Below are 17,839 nucleotides of genomic sequence, written 5' to 3'. Positions count from 1 at the left end.
GTCTGTAAAAATTACATAAATTATAGGTAAAATATAAAAAATATACGGATCAAATTAGATTTCATGGGATAAAGCACAATTTTTGTAACGAAATAATCTAGTATTTTTATTAATTTCTCAAATTTAATAAAAAAATTACAAAAAACACGTTAATTGTGGACAATTCGTCCATTAGCCTTTTATACTAATTTTTACGAAATAAACCAATAACATGAATAACGAAATAGGACGTAAAATAACTAGTCTTACATTAATGACAATTATGTTAGCAGGTGGAATGACAATTGCAGCTCCAGGCTTTATGCCAGCAGCATTTGCCGCCAACGCTAACCTATTTGTTTCCGCAGAAAACTCACAGTTTGATAACTATATGTCAGGACCTCAAGTAATTGAGGTCGTCGTAATCGATAGTGATATTGACGATACTAATGAGGGAAAAGGTGAGCCAGACGTTACAGTAAACGGTAAGATCCTGAGAATGGTTCAAGCCGTAGATGGTAACTGGTATGGCTACTTTGCAGACAGAGACATGGCCCAAAAAGCCGATGCTACATCAACCATCGACGGTACAGGCTTAGACTTTGGTTCATTTTGTAGTGCAGCAACAGCTTCTAGAGTTCTTGGTATTACATTGACAGATACTTCTGGTGTCGCAATCGCTAATGCAACAAGAGCAGATGGTGACGATGAAGATGGTAACGCAGACGGTGGTCCAATCACTGCCGCTTGTGCAGGTGCCTCATCAGCTGGTTCCGGTGGAACAACCGCAACCATTGAAAATCACGTTGTCAGAGAAGCAAAAGCAGTAAATAAAATGACAGGAGTTACTGGTGGCAGTGTTGGCCAAATTGGCTTAAACACTACTGCAGGTACAGCAACCCCTGACTGGCCTTTCATTCAACTCTATACATTAAACCCAACTGGTAATGTTGTCGTACAGTATAACAAAGGTGGTGGTGCACAATCAACCACATTAACTTTTGATACTGTTGATCAATTTGCAAGTTTAAGTTTAGATAGAGTAGTATATCCACAAGGTGCACAAGTTCACGTAACAGTGACAGACCCTTGGCTTAATATCGACCCAACAGATGAAGACTCATGGACATGGACAACACTAGCATCTAACAGTACTGGATACTACCAAGTATTCGACGAAAATGGCAATGCTGATAACGACGTAGTCGTTGCAGCAAACGATATTGTCAGTGTTAAATCTAGTTTGATGTGTGAAGATAACTGTACTTTATTACTAAATGCTGATACCCAATCAACTGGTTCCGCTATCGTTACCTTAAATGATAACGAAGATGTAGCTATGACAAGTACTGGTTCAACTAACAGCCTTTCAGCTGCTAGTCAACCAATTACTGTTACAGAACAAGGACCAAACACTGGTGTCTTCGGTACTTATGATGAATCAGATACATCTATCGTACAAGTTGTAACCGATGCTCCAAGAGGTAAATCTGCAACAATTGATTACAATGAGAGTCCAGCAACAATCCTTGTCGGAAACTCCTTTGCTACAATTGACATGATAGCAACTGATGATGAATGGAACTCTGGTGAAGAGATCCAAGTCATATTAGTTGATGGTGATGCCAATAAAAACAGCAGAGCAGATGAAGACCTTGATTTGAATGTTAATGGAACAACATTAATCCCATCATTGAAAACAGGAGATCCATTCACCCTAGGTGATGGTTCAAGTGTTACAGCAATGATGTTCGATCTTAGAGCTGCTGGTAATTTCATACCAAGTGCTTCTAATGTCGGTGTTGCTCAAGAAACATATGCTTTAGGTGCAGATAACAGAACAAGTGCCAACTTCTTAGTCGATAGTTTCTCTCAAAGAGGTATTTTCGCAAATTCAACAAGTAGTGCATCAACATTTAATGCAACTATTATTGATTTGAATACTGATATTGATGAACTGAAAAAATCTATTGGCGATACCAGAAGTGTTGCAACTGACCGTTTACATGGATTTAATTTCCTTAACATAGACGTCAGAAGCATTACTACTGGATTAGTAGATGTATACTTGGTCAATAACACCCTTACAACAACAACTATCAGTACAGGTAGTAACTTCCTCATCCAAATAGCAAACGATGTTAAAGCACAATCTTTGACAAATATTAACAGTACAGCAATTAATACTGTCTTATTTGACGAGCAAACTGCTGGAACAGCAATAAGCTTGTTGGTTGTAGCAAATAGTACTACCACTGATGATGTTGGTTCTGACCCATTTGTAATTGACTTCTTCTCATTTGGATTCAAAAATGATGGTTTGGAAGCTGACACAAGAGTCGCTAACCAAATTATCAGATTGGAATTAGAAGAGAGTAGTGACAACTCAAGTACCTTTGAAGGTTCACTTGAATATGTCATGATCAATCAACTAAACATACTTGATGTAAATACCTATTCAGATCTATCACCAATTGCCAATGATCCAACTTTCATTGTAATTGAAGATTTAACTGATGAAGACTCTCCAAGAGTTAATTACTTTGACCTTGGTGCAGATGGTGTTTCAACACAAATAGCTGATCAAGAAGAAGCACCAAGTCACTCTGGTGTTGTATCATTCGATTCAAACAGTTACAAAAATGCTGACACAGTTACAATTACACTTGAAGACTTAGATCTTAACGTAGACTCTGATCTTATTGAAATCTATACAACAGTCACACTTACAGGAGATGCAAACCGTGATACAGTAGGTTCTGCAGCTGCCCCAACAGGCACCTCAATCACACTGTCAAACGGTGATCAACTCGGTAGACTGTTAGATGTCACATTTGATGATCAAATATGGACCACCCCTACCGTCACAGCATGTGCTACATCATTAAGTAACGCAGGCGTAACAGATACTGGACTTGGTGCAACTGGATTTACTCTAGTTGAAACTGGACCAGAATCTGGTGTCTTTGTAGGTGATTTCCAAATTCCAAATGCATGGTGTAGATCTGGTGCAACTGCATCAGAATCTGTAACCGGTCTCGATATTGAAGTCAACTATGTTGATTTCAGAGATGCATCTGGTGAGGTCATTGAAGTTGGCGACTCCGCAGGAGTTCGTGCCAACACAGGATCAGTTAGTCTAGACAGAACAGTTTACCCAGTACCATTTGGTGTAGAGTCAGACTTTACAGCAGATAGTACAAATGAAACACCAAAAGGTAGAGCATTATTCCCAATACATCAAACAGGAATGAATACAGCAGACACATCACGTTCTGCTCAAGGTCTACAAACTGGTGAATTCATTTCAGGTGGTAATCTAATTGTTCACGTTAGAGTTAACGATCCAGACTTCGATATATCTGCAAGTGGTGAAGATACCATTAGTACAAACAGCACAGATAACAGAGGACCTGTAAAGATCTCCGTAATAAGAGGCTCTTCTTCAGTAATTCTCGGTTATGCTGGCGGTGATGCTGCCCTAAAAGGCACTATTGATACTGATGGTACAAACACCGAGTCAACAAGAGCATTCGGTCCAATGACTGAAATTGCTCCTGACGCAGGAATATTTGAATCTGACATCGTAATAAGGTATACTGATGGCCCAGCAAGTACTACATGCCCAAGTACAACAGATACATGGACAAACATACTTGATGCCTCAGGAAACTTAGAAACAGACAGATTTGACAAAGCCGCAACAACTGGTGATTATTGTATCTTACAAGGAGATATTCTCCAAGTAGAATACACTGATCCAGCTGATGCATCAGGTGATGTCAACACTGTTACTGACTCTGCTACCTTTGACCTAAGAAACGGTGTACTGCAATCCGACAAATCAGTTTACATTATTGGATCTGACATGATCTTAACCCTCATTGAACCAGACTTAGATTTGGACAATGATCAGGCTGAGACATATGATTTGGACTTAATTGAATGGGACTCTGACGCTGCCACTATCACCATGGGTGATGCTGACGGCCAAGGAACCGCATTTGACCCAGAACCACTAAACTTTAGAGAAACAGGTGATAGCACTGGAATCTTCCAGATTGTTGTCGAAATTCCTCAAAGTTTAGATGGTGATAACTTAGAAAGAGGAGAAGAAATTGTCCTCGAGTATACAGATTGGGGTCCATCAGGTGCTGATTATGTAGGCAATGAAGATGAAGATGTCAACTTGACAATCTTTACTTCTAACTTCGGTGCAACTGTCGAACTTGACCAAAAAGTATACACATGGACTGATAAAGTCTACATTACCATTGTTGCTCCAGATCACAACTTTGACGGTGATTTAATCGATGAAATTGGAAACACTAGTTCAGACCCAATAAAGGTCTCTACCAGAGGATTCAATATCGATGAATACAAACTCGTCGAAACTGGAACTGATACAGGCATCTTTACTGGTGAGGTTATCCTTACTGGATTCACACACGATGCTAATGGTGACGGTTCTAATGATAAAACATTAGGATCTGCAACCGGTTCAGGCCCAACTGATGGTAAACTTCCAACTGACGATGATGACGGACTTACAGTCTCCTTTGAATTCTCAGAGGATGAAACTATAGTTGGTTCATCATTAATTAGATGGAATATTGGTGAGGTACAATGGTTAGAAGCAAGCTACCCAGCTAGCGGAACAGGTGTTGTAAGAGTAATTGATCCAGACATGAACTTAGATCCAGAAGCAGTCGACAACTTCGATGTCGATGTGTGGTCTGACTCCGACGCCGGAGGTATTGACCTTACTGTAACTGAGACTAATGAGGCAACCGGAATTTTCGAGGGTACTGTGTTCTTCACAACTACTGACGAATCTTCTGGTCACAGACTCAGAGTCGCAGAAGGTGACACTGTCACCGCAGAATATGAGGACAATACACTACCAGATCCGTACACAACTGCAGATGAACTTGATATTACTGCCACTTCACTAATTGGCACTGTAGTACCACCTCTTGAGAGAGCACCAGCTGCTAACTTGAGAACCGTTGATGCATTCGGTAACAGTTTAGATACTGTCTCCGTTGACCAACAGGTACAAATCAGCGCTGACTTAGCAAATGGTCAGGATAGAGAGCAACCATTCGCATACTTGGTACAGATTCAAGATGGTAACGGTGTTACAGTCTCACTAGCATGGATTACAGGTTCACTATCTGCTGGTCAATCATTCAGCCCGGCATTATCATGGATTCCAACACAAGCAGGAACTTATACAGCAACTGCATTTGTATGGGAATCAGTAGATAATCCAACGGCATTATCACCACCAGTCAGTACAACAGTAACTGTACAATAAGTAAGATAACTAGTTCTAATTACCCTTTTTTTCTTTTTTTTGAATCCTTCTTAACGAAAGTTATGCACAATTTTTTCACAAGTAATATCTAGGAGAAGATTGGCAATTAATTAAATTGAAATTTCAAATATTACTTTCTGTTTTTTTCCTGTTCTTCTTGATGAGCATCCCGAATTCATTTGCAGAACTTACATTATCTACAAACAGTAAGGTGTATTCTCCAGAACACACTCTGCAAGTCTACGGGAAAGGATTACCTGAAGAAAATTTGATCATACGAATTTTTGCTCCTGATGAATCAATTGCAAAATTTGATCAAATAACTACAAACGAAAATGGGTCTTTTAATTATGGATTATTAACTTGGCCTGAGCCTTCAACTAATTTTCCATACGGCACATACACTGTTGAGGCAATCAGTACAGAACAAAATGGCATATCTCAAAAAATTGATGTAAAATTTTCATCTACGACAGAACTACTTGATGTGCCTGTAGAAAGAAATGTAAACACTTTGGTTTTTGCTCCTGAGACTGCCGCAATAAATCAGCCAATCAGGGTGTTTGTTCAAACTACTAGCGACGGACTTTTGATAGGAAATGAACCTGCTGAATTATTAGGCACAACACATGTACATCTTCCTTCTGGAATATCTGTCACATTAACTAATTCATTTAAAACACTTCATCAAGGACTGTACTATGTTGATTATACACCCATAGAAGAAGGAACTCATGTATTTCATGTAGTTGCATTTAGTCAAGGAACAACATCTCATGGTTCGGCAGCTACAAATGTTCTAAGCCAAGATCTTGGAGGAATCTCAGAACAAATAATTAAACTAAATTCAATTTTAGATGAAACATCTAGTCAACTAGAGGTATTAAAATCAGAAATTAAAGGATTTGATACAACTCTGAAATATGCAAGTAGCCAAATCGATGAAAACATTGGAACTTTTGCATTGTCTGCAAAATCAATCAGTGAATCTTCTGCCCAACTTAACGCATTATTGTTACCAATCATTGCATCAGTAGGACTAATTGTAGCACTACAAATTGCAATTCTTGCTAGAAGAAGATAGTTATAATAAGATAAGATTAAAAAATTAATCATGCCCAAAGCGGCTATATTCTTTTCACTGTTGCTTTTTTCACCTATGATAACTAATTCACATGCATTTATTTCTGGTGACATGAATAATGTTGCTAACATTGAAGATAAACTGATTTTTGATTCTGAAATAATACAAGTAAATTCTGATTTTTTTGTTGAAAATAATTTTAAAAGATATTTAATTTTTGGAAACAGTCTAGAACAAAATGAATTTTTAAAATCCAATTCAATTTATGGAATCCAATCTGATAATGGATTCTTTTCTGTTTCTATTATGTCTGAAACTTTGGCATCTGATCTAGTTTCACGGGGGTATTATGTTATTGAAGATTTCAAATTGGATTTTCATTCTTCAGATGAAACTAAAGATGCATCTAGAATAGGTGATATTACAGGTTCAAATCTGGCTAAAACAAAATACAATTCAACAGGAAACGGCACTGTAATTGCTATTGTAGATACTGGAGTTGATTTTTCAAATCCTGATATACAACATTCCCTTGCAAGAGACAAGACTAATCATCCTATAATGCTAGACCCTGATGGACAAGGAATTGTATTAACAAATGCAACTTTTTTTGCATATATAGATAAAAATGAAATTATTCGAAATTATAGCAAGCCAATTCCATCACATATGACTTCTTCTGCATATGTTACACGTGATGGAGTATTCCTTGATATCTCTCAAGGCGGTAAAGGAAGTGACATACCGATATACAATTCATTTTTCCCCCAGGTAGGATCTTCAGTAGTTTTCAATGGTACGCTAACAAATGATATGAAAATTGGAGATGATAATAGAAATTATATCAAATCAAAAAGTGGAGTGTATCATCTTGGAGTGATATATCAAGGAGGATTAAGCGGTCCTTTGGCACGAATTCAGGTGGTGCCTGTTTTAGTTGTTGATTCTTTTACTGCAGGTGTGTATGATACAATTATTCCTGATCTGAGTACTTCTTGGGAGGACTATACAAGATTTGATTTGGAATCTGGAAAAAAGGCAAATTATGATTTTGATTTTACTGATGAGAAACCAATTGTGTTGGGAAGTGGAAAAGAGTTTCTTGTTTATGATTCAAATGGTGATGGAAAAAATGACTACAGTGCAGGAACACTTGGTGCGCAAGTACTTGATGTTTATAATGCAATTAGAAAAAATTCCACTGACATCCATGATACTCTAAATGCGATTAATGGAACTCTTTTACCTGCATTGGATTCTGATGGTGAATTCTTTGGTATAATGACTGATTTTATGGGACATGGAACATCTAGTGCAGCATCAATTGTTTCTCGCGGACAAGAAACTTATGACATTTACAAAAATTCAAAAAAATATTCTATCACTGGTGTAGCTCCTGATGCAAAGATTGTTCCAGTAAAGGCATTATGGTTTGGTGATACTGTCTATGGTTGGTTATGGTCAGCAGGATTTGAAAATAAAGATCACAACTGGGAATTTTCAGGAAAACCTAGAGTTGATATAATTTCTAATAGCTGGGGAGTCTCAAACTTTCCTAGTTTCAATGCTTCGCCTGGAATGGATATTCTATCATTGATCTTAAGTGTCTTGGCAACTCCTAATTCTTTAGATGATGATTATCATGGCGTTACAATAATTTCTAGTGCAGGAAATTCTGGTCATGGTTATGGGACAATTGGATTGCCAAACGCTTCACCGTTTGGAATATCTGTAGGAGCTACTACCAACAATGTATTTGTTGGATATGGTCCTTTCAAAGATCAACCACGCTTTGGAAACACAACTGTTCATTCTAATCATGTTGTTGATTTTTCAAGTAGAGGTCCTAGTTCTATCGGAGATCCGAAACCTGACATTATGAGTATTGGCGCTCATGGCTTTGTACCTTCAAATGTATTAAAAGTCAACAAAGATTCCAAAGACGAATCTTTTTCATTATTTGGAGGTACTAGCATGGCTGCCCCTCTTGTATCTGGAAGTGCTGCAATTCTAATCGAAGAAATGAAAAAACAATCAAAAGACTATGATTCTTTTCTGATCAAAAATATTTTAATGTCAACTGCAACTGATCTGCAAAATGATCCTTTCACTCAAGGTTCTGGATTGGCAAATACAGAATCTGCTTTAGATTATGTCAATGGTGAAAATGGAGTTTTCATAGTTTACAATGATGGTTCATTTAATAATATCAAAAAGATTCTTCAACCTGCAATTAAAAAGATCAACTCTACATCAATTGGATTTGAAAAATTCCAATTTCCTGCACATTCATTTCCTATGACAAGTTGGTTTGCAGGACAATTACTTCCTGGTGAAAGAAGTACTATTACTTTTACAGTTGAAAATCCTTCTGATGATCCTCTTACAATTAAAATAAAACCTCAAACTATATCATTAATGTCCAAAACACATCTTAACGGAACAACAATTGTACAACAACAAGATTCCATTTTAAACAAAACTGATACTTTTGCTCCTAACTATGTCAGATTATCTGAATTTGGTAATTCTACTGAACTTGTGACGTTTTTTGATGAAGATGATCCAATACCTGATGAATCTTCATTGATGATATTGAATGCAAATTTCAAATTTGATGATTTTATGAATAATACTTCAGATGTTTATGCTGATGATCTGAAAATTGCATCTCTCTATCTTTATGATTGGACTGATAACAATAATGACACAAAAATTACTAGCAACGAATTATCTATGATTAACAGAGCTGGTTCTTGGGGAACTGTTCAAGAACTTAGAGTTTCAGAACCTGATGAAAAGTTTGAAGGCGTTCCTCTAGTTGGAGTTTATCCTGTCCCTGCAAGATATTCTTATTGGCTTGGTGAAACAAAACAAAATTCGACTTCCATGGATTATACAATAACTGCAAGTTATTACGAAAAAGAAAAATGGTCTTTAATATGGCTAGAATCTGAAACAATTACTGTTCCTCCAAAAAAATCATCGACTATTGATATAACATTAGTTACTCCAAATGATTTCAAAACAGGTGTGTATCAAGGGTTTTTGACTTTTGAAAGTGATAGACATGTTGTAAATGCGCCTGTTTCTTTTGTAATTAAACAACCTGTTATGGAAAATGATTCAACAATTTTGATTAAAGGTATGCAAAGTGATGATGTACTTTATGGAAACGGGTTCACTAAAGGTGCATTTGACATGGCTAATCGTTACATGGCTGGTGATTGGAGACAATATTATTTTGACATTCAAAATGAATCAATTAATTCTGCAGCAATAGAACTTTCCTGGATTGATGATGACACAAATCTCTCTGTATTTGTGATTGATCCTTCTGGACAAATTGTACAAACAAATGTTCCATCTGGTGTATTTGGACATTTTCTTGGATGGGCTTCACTTGATTGGCTTGGTAATTCTATCTTTAGTCAAGGAGGTGGATTTTTTCCAGTAAAAAATAAAGATGAAACATCAACAGTTCTTTATGTTCCAATTAATCAAACAGGAACATATACGCTGTTGGCACATTCGACTTTGTTTGGTGGTTCATCAACTACTGAGCCAATTACACTTGTAGCTAAATTCTCAAACATTTCTACTGAAATGATTTTGGAAAATGAACTACAAGATATAGAATCCGAATTTATTCCAGCTTCAAATGCTTCTGAAGTAAAACCTGAAACCATAACTATTGAAAAAGACCCTGATACCATTTCTGAACCTCCGTTTAGTCTTGGAATTGGAATTGGAATAATCATTGGAATTGCGATCGGAATTGTTGTGATTTTCATCCTTAGACAAAAACCTCCTAAATGACTGAACAAGGTTTATAAGCAATTTGCCGAGTACGAGAGCTGAATGTCGGAACTGGGGACAAAAAAGTCTGGATTATCCAGAAGAGACTTTCTAAAATTAATGGGAGCTGCAGGCACTGGATTAGCTTTCGCTCCATTTGTCCCGTTTGGCAATTACATGCCAAACCCTAATCAGGCATCTCTTGAAAGAGTGCCAGTAATTTTGCCTGATGGCACTCAAGCTAATATCAACACTTATCCTATTAATCATGCAGAAGTTATTACCTATCCTGCAACAGGAGATGCTGCACTTGATGCAGAAGCATTTCGTAAATGGCAATTCATTAGACTTCCTGAAGAATTAGGTGGAGGAAAAAATGACGTTTCTTCTTTACGGGCTTATAGTATGATTTGTTTGCATCTTTGGTGTTTGTGGAAGTATTGGCCTGATGATGGAAGAAAGAGAGGTGAATGTCCATGTCATGGAAGTATGTATGATCCAATGACTGGAACTGCATTTGTTGGTCCTGCATCTGTACAAGCCGCACCATCAAATACATTGCCTAAATTAACATTAGATATTGATTCAGATGGTCTTGTGTTTATCTTACCACCAAAGTTTAATGCAAATGATAATGGAGTAATTGGATATGGCCGTTTCGCTTGAAAGAAGAACTGGGGTTGTAGCATTCCTTTATTGGTTATGGGATGGAGTAGACAGAACAATCTTTACAGCAATTAAATTTTCATTTCCTGCAAGATTTGTCAGTCCGTTTGGATTCTTGGGAATGCTCACATTCATCGTATTCATAATTCTTGGTGTTTCTGGTGCATTACTGATGTTTTACTATCAGCCAATTCTAGATAGAGCTTGGGACAGTGTTGCATTCATTAATGATGAAGTCCCATTTGGATTCCACATTAGAAATATTCACTATCATGGTTCAAACGCTATGGTGCTATTAGCTGTTCTTCACATGTATTACCAATACTTTAGTGGAAGATACAAAATTAGAAATGAAGTTTTATGGATGACTGGTGTTATTCTTGGTACTGTTACTATTCTTGAAGCATTTACAGGATATGATGTTATTTTCAGTGAACGGGCAGAACTTGCCATTAGTATTGCAGCGTCGTTGACAACATCTATTCCAGTTGTTGGACCGACTATCCGTGATGCGGCGCTGGGTAGTGGGTTCTCAGACTTTGTGTTAAGGTTCTATGCTCAACATGTTTTCTTGTTGCCTATAGTCATGTTGGGATTAATGGCTGTACATTTCCCAAGATTCCTGGTCTTTGATGTGCCAATGGTAATGGCAATAGGTGGTGCTATTTTGATTACAGGTGGTGTATTCCCAATTGATATGGGTTTCAAGTTCGAACCCACAGTCCCTCCAGGTGTCACAGTTCCTGAATGGTATCTTACTGGAATCTATGCATTCATGAGGACGCAATATGACAAGTTTGTTACAGGCTTGCTATGGCCATTACTATTCATTATATCGTTTGTGTTAATTCCATTTATCGATAGATACAAGAAGTTCTCATGGAGAGATAGACCAATTATTACTGCATTTGGAATTACCAGTCTTGCTCAAATCATGGTTACGACATACTGGGGATTCTACATTTCACCCGATATTTCAATTCCATTAGTTGAACGTTTGGTAATTGATCCGATATTCTTCTATTCAACGATGATCTTGTTGGTACCGCTAGGATTTGGATTTACGTACATGATGATCAAATTAGCAAATGAAGCTGAACGAAAATCAAAACTTGCAAAAAGCAATGGTCCGCAAAAAGTAGCTACTATCAACCTTTCAGAAAAATGGATTAGCTGGCTACTGGTTGCACTTTTGGCATTCCAAGTATTCTTAAACATTGCAGCTTACAATGCAGCATTAACTGGAATGAAGAATGTTTCATTGTTCTTTGTAGGAATTATACTGCTAGTGTTTGCTGCATTCTTCCATGTTTACAGATATGCAATGAGCCAAGAAAAGAATGCCCCTCCACCTGCACCAATACCTGTGGTAGATGAGAAACCAAAACTTGCAGAACCTGAAACCTCTGAAGAATCAAGTAAACTTTCTGAGGGTGGAGCAACATCTAACACAAAACCTGAAGCAAAAGAATTGGCACCTGAAGTATCTGTACCAAAAACTAAGGCAGATCTGGGAGTAAACGCAAATAACAATTCAAATATCGGCTCTAACGATCTTGATGGAGTGAAAAAATTATGAGCACACCAACATCAAGCCATGCATATGGAATCGGTATGATTGCATTAATTATTGGCATGTCTGCCTCTATTGTATTTTACACTTCATTTTATCTTCCTGAATCTATGGCAAAACCATCTGTCTCTGATCATATTTTACATCCAGAAGAAGAATTCTTCATTATTGAAATTGTCCCAGGTGCAGTAATTGAGGGTAATGATAACTATGTTCCAAACAAACCAACTGTATTGCTGACCTTTACAAATAATGTAAAATGGATAAATTATGATGATACTGCTCATACTGTTACCCCTGATCACCGTCATGCCGATGGTTATAGCGGGGACTTTGGCTCAGAAGGAGTTTTAAAACCTGGAGATGAGTATGAATTTCTATTTACTGAACCTCAAGAAGTACATTACCATTGTCAACCCCATCCATGGATGACTGGTTCAATTATAGTAGAAAAGAGTAGATTCTAGATAGAATATTTTGCAAAAATTATTTTACTTTCAATTTCTTTATGTTGCTCAATAATTGACACTCTGAATTTAATTTCATGTTCTTGTTTTGGTTCAAAATTAATGATTGCTGAAAATTCTGCTTTATGTTCTGGCATGACATCTTTGTTGATAAATAATCTGGAAACATTCTGAGAAATTTTTTTTCCATTGTATGACTTGTAAATAATATGTTCATTTGAATCCAAAATTGTTGTATTTACAACAACACCATCGTATCTTCCTGGATATGCAACTGATATTGTTCCTTTAATTTCTGAATTTGGATGAATATCTGTTGAATTTAGTTCAAATTCTAAATCTTTCACAAAAGCCTTGCTTCTAATCTGAATAATAATTTTGTTAAGCGGGCCCAAAGGGCTTCGATCCCTTGACCATCGGATTAGAAGTCCGGCACTCTATCCATGCTGAGCTATGGGCCCAAAAATCTAGCAATTAATTACCATTTTAAGGGTTTACAGCCACTTCTTTTGGTAGTTTTCTCTTTCCATCTTGAAGAGAAATTGCTGCGCATATCCAGCAAATGGACCAAAATATTCAACAATTTTTTCATGAAGGATTTCGTATTGTTTTTCTGTAATTGTTTTAGTTTCAAGTTGAAATTTATCTGAATAATATTTTTCTAGAATTCTGATCATCCATCTATCTAATGGAAATGACTCTAACTTGTTTAATGAAAATAACATGATGCAATCTGCAACTTTGTTTCCTACTCCTGGAATTTTACAAATTTCTTTTTTGGTTTCTTGATAATTACATTTTTTCAAGTTTTCAAAATTGATTTCTTTCAACATTACTCTGTTTGCTGCCTCTTTGATAAAATTAGCACGATATCCTACACCGCAACTTTTAATTTCATTTATTGATGCCTTTGCAAGGTTTTCCGGTTTGGGAAATAAAAAAAATTCTTGATTCTCAAATTCTGTTTTAATGCCAAACTTTGTTGATAAATTCTCTAAACTGCTTTTGATTTTTTGAATATTGGAGTTTGATGATACAATAAATGAAATTAAACATTGAAATGGATCTTGCTCGAATATTCGCAATCCTGGATACTGCTTTACAGCATTTTTTGTAATGGGATCTCTTGAAATTGATTTGATAATTTCTTTGATATTGTCTTTTTTTCGAAAAAAATCTGTCTTGATATTTTTATATGATTTTATTTTGCCGGAATCAGTTATTTTTAGAATGTCTTGACCATTTACGCCATACCAGTTTGAGTTATTTTTTTTCCAAAGAAATACTTGGCCGCTATTTATTGAGTTATCTACATCTACTATACAATTATTTTGCATCTTAAACAGTGATTTCTTCATTAACTGCTGGAGAAAATGCTTCTAAACCAAATTGTTCATGAATTTCTTTGGCAAACATATCGCATGATTCAGCGTCTCCGTGAACAGTACATACCTTTGGATTACCTTTAATCTGCTTGATCATATCAAACAATTCTTTTCTATCTGCATGTCCTGAAAACTGAAATTGTTTTACTTCTGCTTTAACAGCAAGATCTTTGCCTCTAGTTGATACCATTCCTGTATCAAGTAACTTTCTTCCAGGTGTGCCTTCGCCTTGATAAGACACTAGAGCGATGCCATTTTTACTGTCAAAAGATAACTGCTGTAAATAATACACTGCATTTCCTCCAACTAGCATTCCAGCTGGTGATATCACAACACATGGTTCTTCCATGGCACGTTTTCTTTCTGCGTGTTCTCTGATGGATGTTGCATGCTTTATGGCATCCGAAAATACTTGTGGATCCCTTAGGTAATCTGGATGTTTGAACATTATCTCGTTTACTTTTAATGCCATTCCATCCATGATGATCTTATGTTTAAAATTTGAACTTCTCAAGATGCATGCAATTTCTTGAGAGCGTTCAACTGAGAATGAGGGGATGAATAATGTTCCTTTTCTATCCATTACTTCATTTGCAAATTCTATCAATTCCGCTTCTGATTCTTTCCTAGGTTTTTGTTCAGTCTTAGCATATGTGCTCTCAGTAATTAGTAAATCAATTTCCCCTACGTCTAAATCCATTTCTTTAAGCATTCTAGAACCATGAGTTTTAATGTCTCCTGTATAGAAAAGACGCTTTTTCTCTGATTCTACAAGTACTGTACTTCCACCAATCACATGTCCTGATTCTCTTAATTCAAAAGTTGCATTTCCTTTAGTAACTTTTTGTCTAAATCCGATTTCTTTGGCATTTTTCATCATGTTGTTTACTTCTGGCAGATCAAATGGATGGGAATTTTTCTCAATTTTTAGCATGTCTTCAATTAATAACTTTGAAAGATCAAATGTTGGCGGAGTAGCATAAACATCAGTATTCCCACTTACAAAAAGAGATGGAACATTACCTGAATGGTCTAGATGAGCATGAGTGATGATGATGGCATCCAAATCTTTTGGTTTTACGTGGAGTGGATATTGAGGAGGACTGCCTCTGCGTCCAAACATTACGCCATAATCTAGTAATAGTTTTGTTCCATTACAATCTACCAAGAATCCTGATCTACCTACTTCATTTGCCGCACCCAGAACTTTGACTTTCAAGAATTAAAATGAAATTCTATCTACGTTAAAACCTTCGTAGGGGCGATCCGATCATTGTGCCTATCATGGAATCTACAAAAGCTTTAATTAGTGTAAGCTAAGATTCGATCCTCATGGGAAGAAGCTTCCAAGAATGGTTAGGACAACAAGATCAAGCCGTCGTCGCTAAAACACGTGCAGGTGACGAAGCAAACAAACCACTCCTAAACCAAATTAACTGGATTTGGGTTAACAATCTGATGAATCAGAAAGCAGACCTTAATCCATCTTCAGCAGAACTACTTGACTGGGTTACTTCTGGTCAAATAGATGCAATGAGAAAATAAACGTGTACAACACGTTATCTTTTTGTTTTTTAAATTTTTTAATCTAGATTCTGCGCACGTATTTTGACTCGATCATTTTCATAACAGGGTTATGAATTTCAATCATGGTTTAAATAGTCACCAATCAATTCTAATTTTGTAATGCCAATAGCAATACTTCCAGACATTGATGAACAAAGATGTATCGGATGTGCACTATGTGTAGAAATCTGTACAACTCTTGGTCCTGATGTCCTTAGAGTAAAACCTGTTGAAGGCTGGAAGAGAGGTAAAGCATTTGTCTTTTACCCAGAAAGATGTATTTCTGATGGTGCATGCATAGGTGTATGCCCAACAAAATCAATCTTTTGGATGAGACCAATGAATTACACAGCTGGACAACCAGTACCTCTTCACAAAAACGGTATCTTCATCAAAGGTTGGGCAGAAGACGCCGCTCTATAAGCAGCGTCTTTTAGCACATTCTTTTTTCTTATTTTTAATTATTCAAAAGATTTTTTCTTGATCTCTTTTGGTAAGGTCTTAACAAAATATTTGAGAAATTCATTTTCTTTATCATAGCTGATTTCTGAAAATTTATTGTTTGAAAAGAAATCATTCCATGTTTTTTCAAATGTGTGGAATTCCTCCGGTTTGAAATCTATTCTGGCTGTTTCATGATGTGCGGCTGGAAAAATATCTGAAATTTCAATTGGGATTAATCCTAAAATTGGATTGTATTGACATATTTGAAATGACTCAAAATCTTTGAGCCTCTTTTTTAATCCTGTATATTGATGAGAGAGATACCCTGGTTTTGAACTTGATTCTTTAATTATGATGATCTTCTTTTTCTTTGATTTGAATTTTCTAACAATTTTATGAAAAGATTGGACTTCCGGTCTATATTGATCCTCTTTACTAAACAAAAAAATTGCTTTTTCTTTGAATTTTGGAGTACCTAAACCAAGAAATTCATAATTTTCTGTCATCACTTCAATCATTTCAAATAATTTGGGATGAGCTCTTGCCTTTTTTATAACATATTCCCATAACCTCCCTTCATGAATTGCTTGTTTCACTTTGTCTACTTCAAGCTTGATTGCATACAAATTATGGATTGCCAATTGATTGATTTTTTCAGTTGCATCTAATTGAAGAAATTCTTTAGGGGTGTACTTTGAACATACTTCACAATTACATGGAAACACCTCGATATCTGACAAATATCGTGTACCGTCATCTGTGATGTATCTCAATTGCTTGGCATAAAGCATGTATGATGCTGAATCAAATGTGTCACATCCTAGGGCTATTGCAAATGGTATTGTCAAAGGGTGCCCTGCACCAAAAAGATGTAATGGAATTGAATGTGGCATCTGTTTTTTTGCAGCAACTATCATCTGTGCCAACAATCTATACTCATATGATTCCATGAATTCGACTGGGCTTCCCAAAGCGAGCATCTGAAAACCCATTTCCACCAAACTCTTTGTAGATTTACCAACTAGATCAAAGTGTTCTCCTCCTTGAATTGGACCAATCCAGATCTGACCGTTGTCTAATTTGTCATCAAGTGTTTCTTTTGAAACTTTTAGAGTATGTTTGACATAATCTTGTGCTTTTTTAATTGGCATTCCATATCCTGTTGGCTTGTCAAGTGGAATTGCAAAATCAGTCAAGATTCCTTTTTCAAAATTTGCCATGTCTGGTGGTAACACATCGACATCTCCGTATTCAAGAACTTGATATCCTCCTGAATCTGTCATGATTCCGCCATCAAAATCAATTATTTTATGAATTCCTTTTTCAACAGCCTCATCACCATAATTATTTTTTGTAATGTATGCATTAGTAATTACTAAATCAAAACCAATTTCTCGAATTTTTTTAGATGGAATTGTTTGTTTTACTGGATGAATTACTGGAACATATGCTGGAGTCTCAATTTTTCCATGATTGGTATACAAAGTACCAATCCTTCCCGCTAAATCAGTTTTAGAAATTTCAAACAAGTAACTACACAAATTCAAAGGCGTTATT

Annotated in this window: 12 protein-coding genes and 1 tRNA gene; 8 read left to right on the top strand and 5 right to left on the bottom strand. The window is 36.3% G+C overall.

What is annotated here, in order from left to right; translation table 11 throughout:
- Window positions 1-211: 211 nt before the first annotated feature.
- The 6 genes from ACW9XA_RS09395 to ACW9XA_RS09370 all read left to right on the top strand — a co-directional run bounded on the left by ACW9XA_RS09395 (window position 212) and on the right by ACW9XA_RS09370 (window position 12,887).
- On the top strand, window positions 212-5,299 hold the full coding sequence (locus ACW9XA_RS09395; protein WP_457764060.1) for a hypothetical protein: 5,088 nt from the start codon (window positions 212-214) through the stop codon (window positions 5,297-5,299).
- A 160-nt stretch (window positions 5,300-5,459) separates the two neighbouring features.
- Window positions 5,460-6,383 (top strand): methyl-accepting chemotaxis protein, encoded by a 924-nt coding sequence (locus tag ACW9XA_RS09390; protein ID WP_457764059.1) that lies wholly within the window; start codon window positions 5,460-5,462, stop codon window positions 6,381-6,383.
- A 75-nt stretch (window positions 6,384-6,458) separates the two neighbouring features.
- Window positions 6,459-10,202, top strand: coding sequence for a S8 family serine peptidase (locus tag ACW9XA_RS09385; protein WP_457764058.1), 3,744 nt, complete (start codon window positions 6,459-6,461; stop codon window positions 10,200-10,202).
- Between the two features lie 42 nt (window positions 10,203-10,244).
- Window positions 10,245-10,847, top strand: a complete 603-nt coding sequence (locus ACW9XA_RS09380) for a twin-arginine translocation signal domain-containing protein (RefSeq protein ID WP_457764057.1) — start codon at window positions 10,245-10,247, stop codon at window positions 10,845-10,847.
- Window positions 10,831-12,426, top strand: a complete 1,596-nt coding sequence (locus tag ACW9XA_RS09375) for a cytochrome b (RefSeq protein WP_457764056.1) — start codon at window positions 10,831-10,833, stop codon at window positions 12,424-12,426. Before ACW9XA_RS09380 ends, ACW9XA_RS09375 begins: the two co-directional genes overlap by 17 nt.
- On the top strand, window positions 12,423-12,887 hold the full coding sequence (locus ACW9XA_RS09370) for a cupredoxin domain-containing protein (protein ID WP_457764055.1): 465 nt from the start codon (window positions 12,423-12,425) through the stop codon (window positions 12,885-12,887). Before ACW9XA_RS09375 ends, ACW9XA_RS09370 begins: the two co-directional genes overlap by 4 nt.
- Here ACW9XA_RS09370 and ACW9XA_RS09365 read toward each other — a convergent pair.
- The 4 genes from ACW9XA_RS09365 to ACW9XA_RS09350 form a co-directional block, all read right to left on the bottom strand.
- Entirely contained in the window at window positions 12,884-13,234 is a 351-nt protein-coding gene (locus tag ACW9XA_RS09365) for a hypothetical protein (RefSeq protein WP_457764054.1), read from the bottom strand. The two genes, ACW9XA_RS09370 and ACW9XA_RS09365, sit on opposite strands and share 4 nt — an antisense overlap.
- 39 nt (window positions 13,235-13,273) lie before the next feature.
- A tRNA-Arg gene (locus ACW9XA_RS09360) sits at window positions 13,274-13,348 on the bottom strand.
- 33 nt (window positions 13,349-13,381) lie between these two features.
- Window positions 13,382-14,245, bottom strand: a complete 864-nt coding sequence (locus ACW9XA_RS09355) for a DNA-3-methyladenine glycosylase 2 (protein ID WP_457764053.1) — start codon at window positions 14,243-14,245, stop codon at window positions 13,382-13,384.
- A complete protein-coding gene (locus tag ACW9XA_RS09350) occupies window positions 14,226-15,491 on the bottom strand; it encodes an MBL fold metallo-hydrolase (RefSeq protein ID WP_457764052.1) in 1,266 nt (421 codons plus the stop codon). The genes ACW9XA_RS09355 and ACW9XA_RS09350 overlap by 20 nt, the downstream gene beginning before the upstream one ends.
- Before the next feature lie 113 nt (window positions 15,492-15,604).
- Between ACW9XA_RS09350 and ACW9XA_RS09345 the strand changes: the two genes are divergently transcribed.
- Both ACW9XA_RS09345 and ACW9XA_RS09340 read left to right on the top strand, forming a co-directional pair.
- Window positions 15,605-15,817 carry a hypothetical protein gene (locus ACW9XA_RS09345; RefSeq protein WP_012215921.1) on the top strand — a complete coding sequence of 71 codons (213 nt, stop codon included), beginning with the start codon at window positions 15,605-15,607 and terminating at the stop codon, window positions 15,815-15,817.
- Window positions 15,818-15,958: 141 nt separating this feature from the next.
- Window positions 15,959-16,261: an ATP-binding protein gene (locus ACW9XA_RS09340; protein WP_007403030.1), complete on the top strand. Its 303-nt coding sequence runs from the start codon at window positions 15,959-15,961 to the stop codon at window positions 16,259-16,261.
- 38 nt (window positions 16,262-16,299) lie between these two features.
- Here the strand turns inward: ACW9XA_RS09340 and tgtA are convergent, their stop codons facing one another.
- Complete coding sequence (gene tgtA / locus ACW9XA_RS09335) at window positions 16,300-17,811, bottom strand: tRNA guanosine(15) transglycosylase TgtA (protein ID WP_457764051.1); 1,512 nt, start codon at window positions 17,809-17,811, stop codon at window positions 16,300-16,302.
- Window positions 17,812-17,839: the final 28 nt, after the last annotated feature.

The organism is Candidatus Nitrosopumilus sp. bin_6a (assembly GCF_054095695.1).
Note: the sequence above shows the minus strand (reverse complement) of the source record. Positions and strands in the feature narration are given on the sequence as shown.

What these genes read in the sequence shown, in the direction of transcription:
- ACW9XA_RS09395 (WP_457764060.1), top strand. Translation starts at nt 212, where the DNA reads ATGAATAACGAAATAGGACGTAAAATAACTAGTCTTACATTAATGACA.
- ACW9XA_RS09390 (WP_457764059.1), top strand. Translation starts at nt 5,460, where the DNA reads ATGAGCATCCCGAATTCATTTGCAGAACTTACATTATCTACAAACAGT.
- ACW9XA_RS09385 (WP_457764058.1), top strand. Translation starts at nt 6,459, where the DNA reads ATGATAACTAATTCACATGCATTTATTTCTGGTGACATGAATAATGTT.
- ACW9XA_RS09380 (WP_457764057.1), top strand. Translation starts at nt 10,245, where the DNA reads ATGTCGGAACTGGGGACAAAAAAGTCTGGATTATCCAGAAGAGACTTT.
- ACW9XA_RS09375 (WP_457764056.1), top strand. Translation starts at nt 10,831, where the DNA reads ATGGCCGTTTCGCTTGAAAGAAGAACTGGGGTTGTAGCATTCCTTTAT.
- ACW9XA_RS09370 (WP_457764055.1), top strand. Translation starts at nt 12,423, where the DNA reads ATGAGCACACCAACATCAAGCCATGCATATGGAATCGGTATGATTGCA.
- ACW9XA_RS09355 (WP_457764053.1), bottom strand. Translation starts at nt 14,245, where the DNA reads ATGAAGAAATCACTGTTTAAGATGCAAAATAATTGTATAGTAGATGTA.
- ACW9XA_RS09345 (WP_012215921.1), top strand. Translation starts at nt 15,605, where the DNA reads ATGGGAAGAAGCTTCCAAGAATGGTTAGGACAACAAGATCAAGCCGTC.
- ACW9XA_RS09340 (WP_007403030.1), top strand. Translation starts at nt 15,959, where the DNA reads ATGCCAATAGCAATACTTCCAGACATTGATGAACAAAGATGTATCGGA.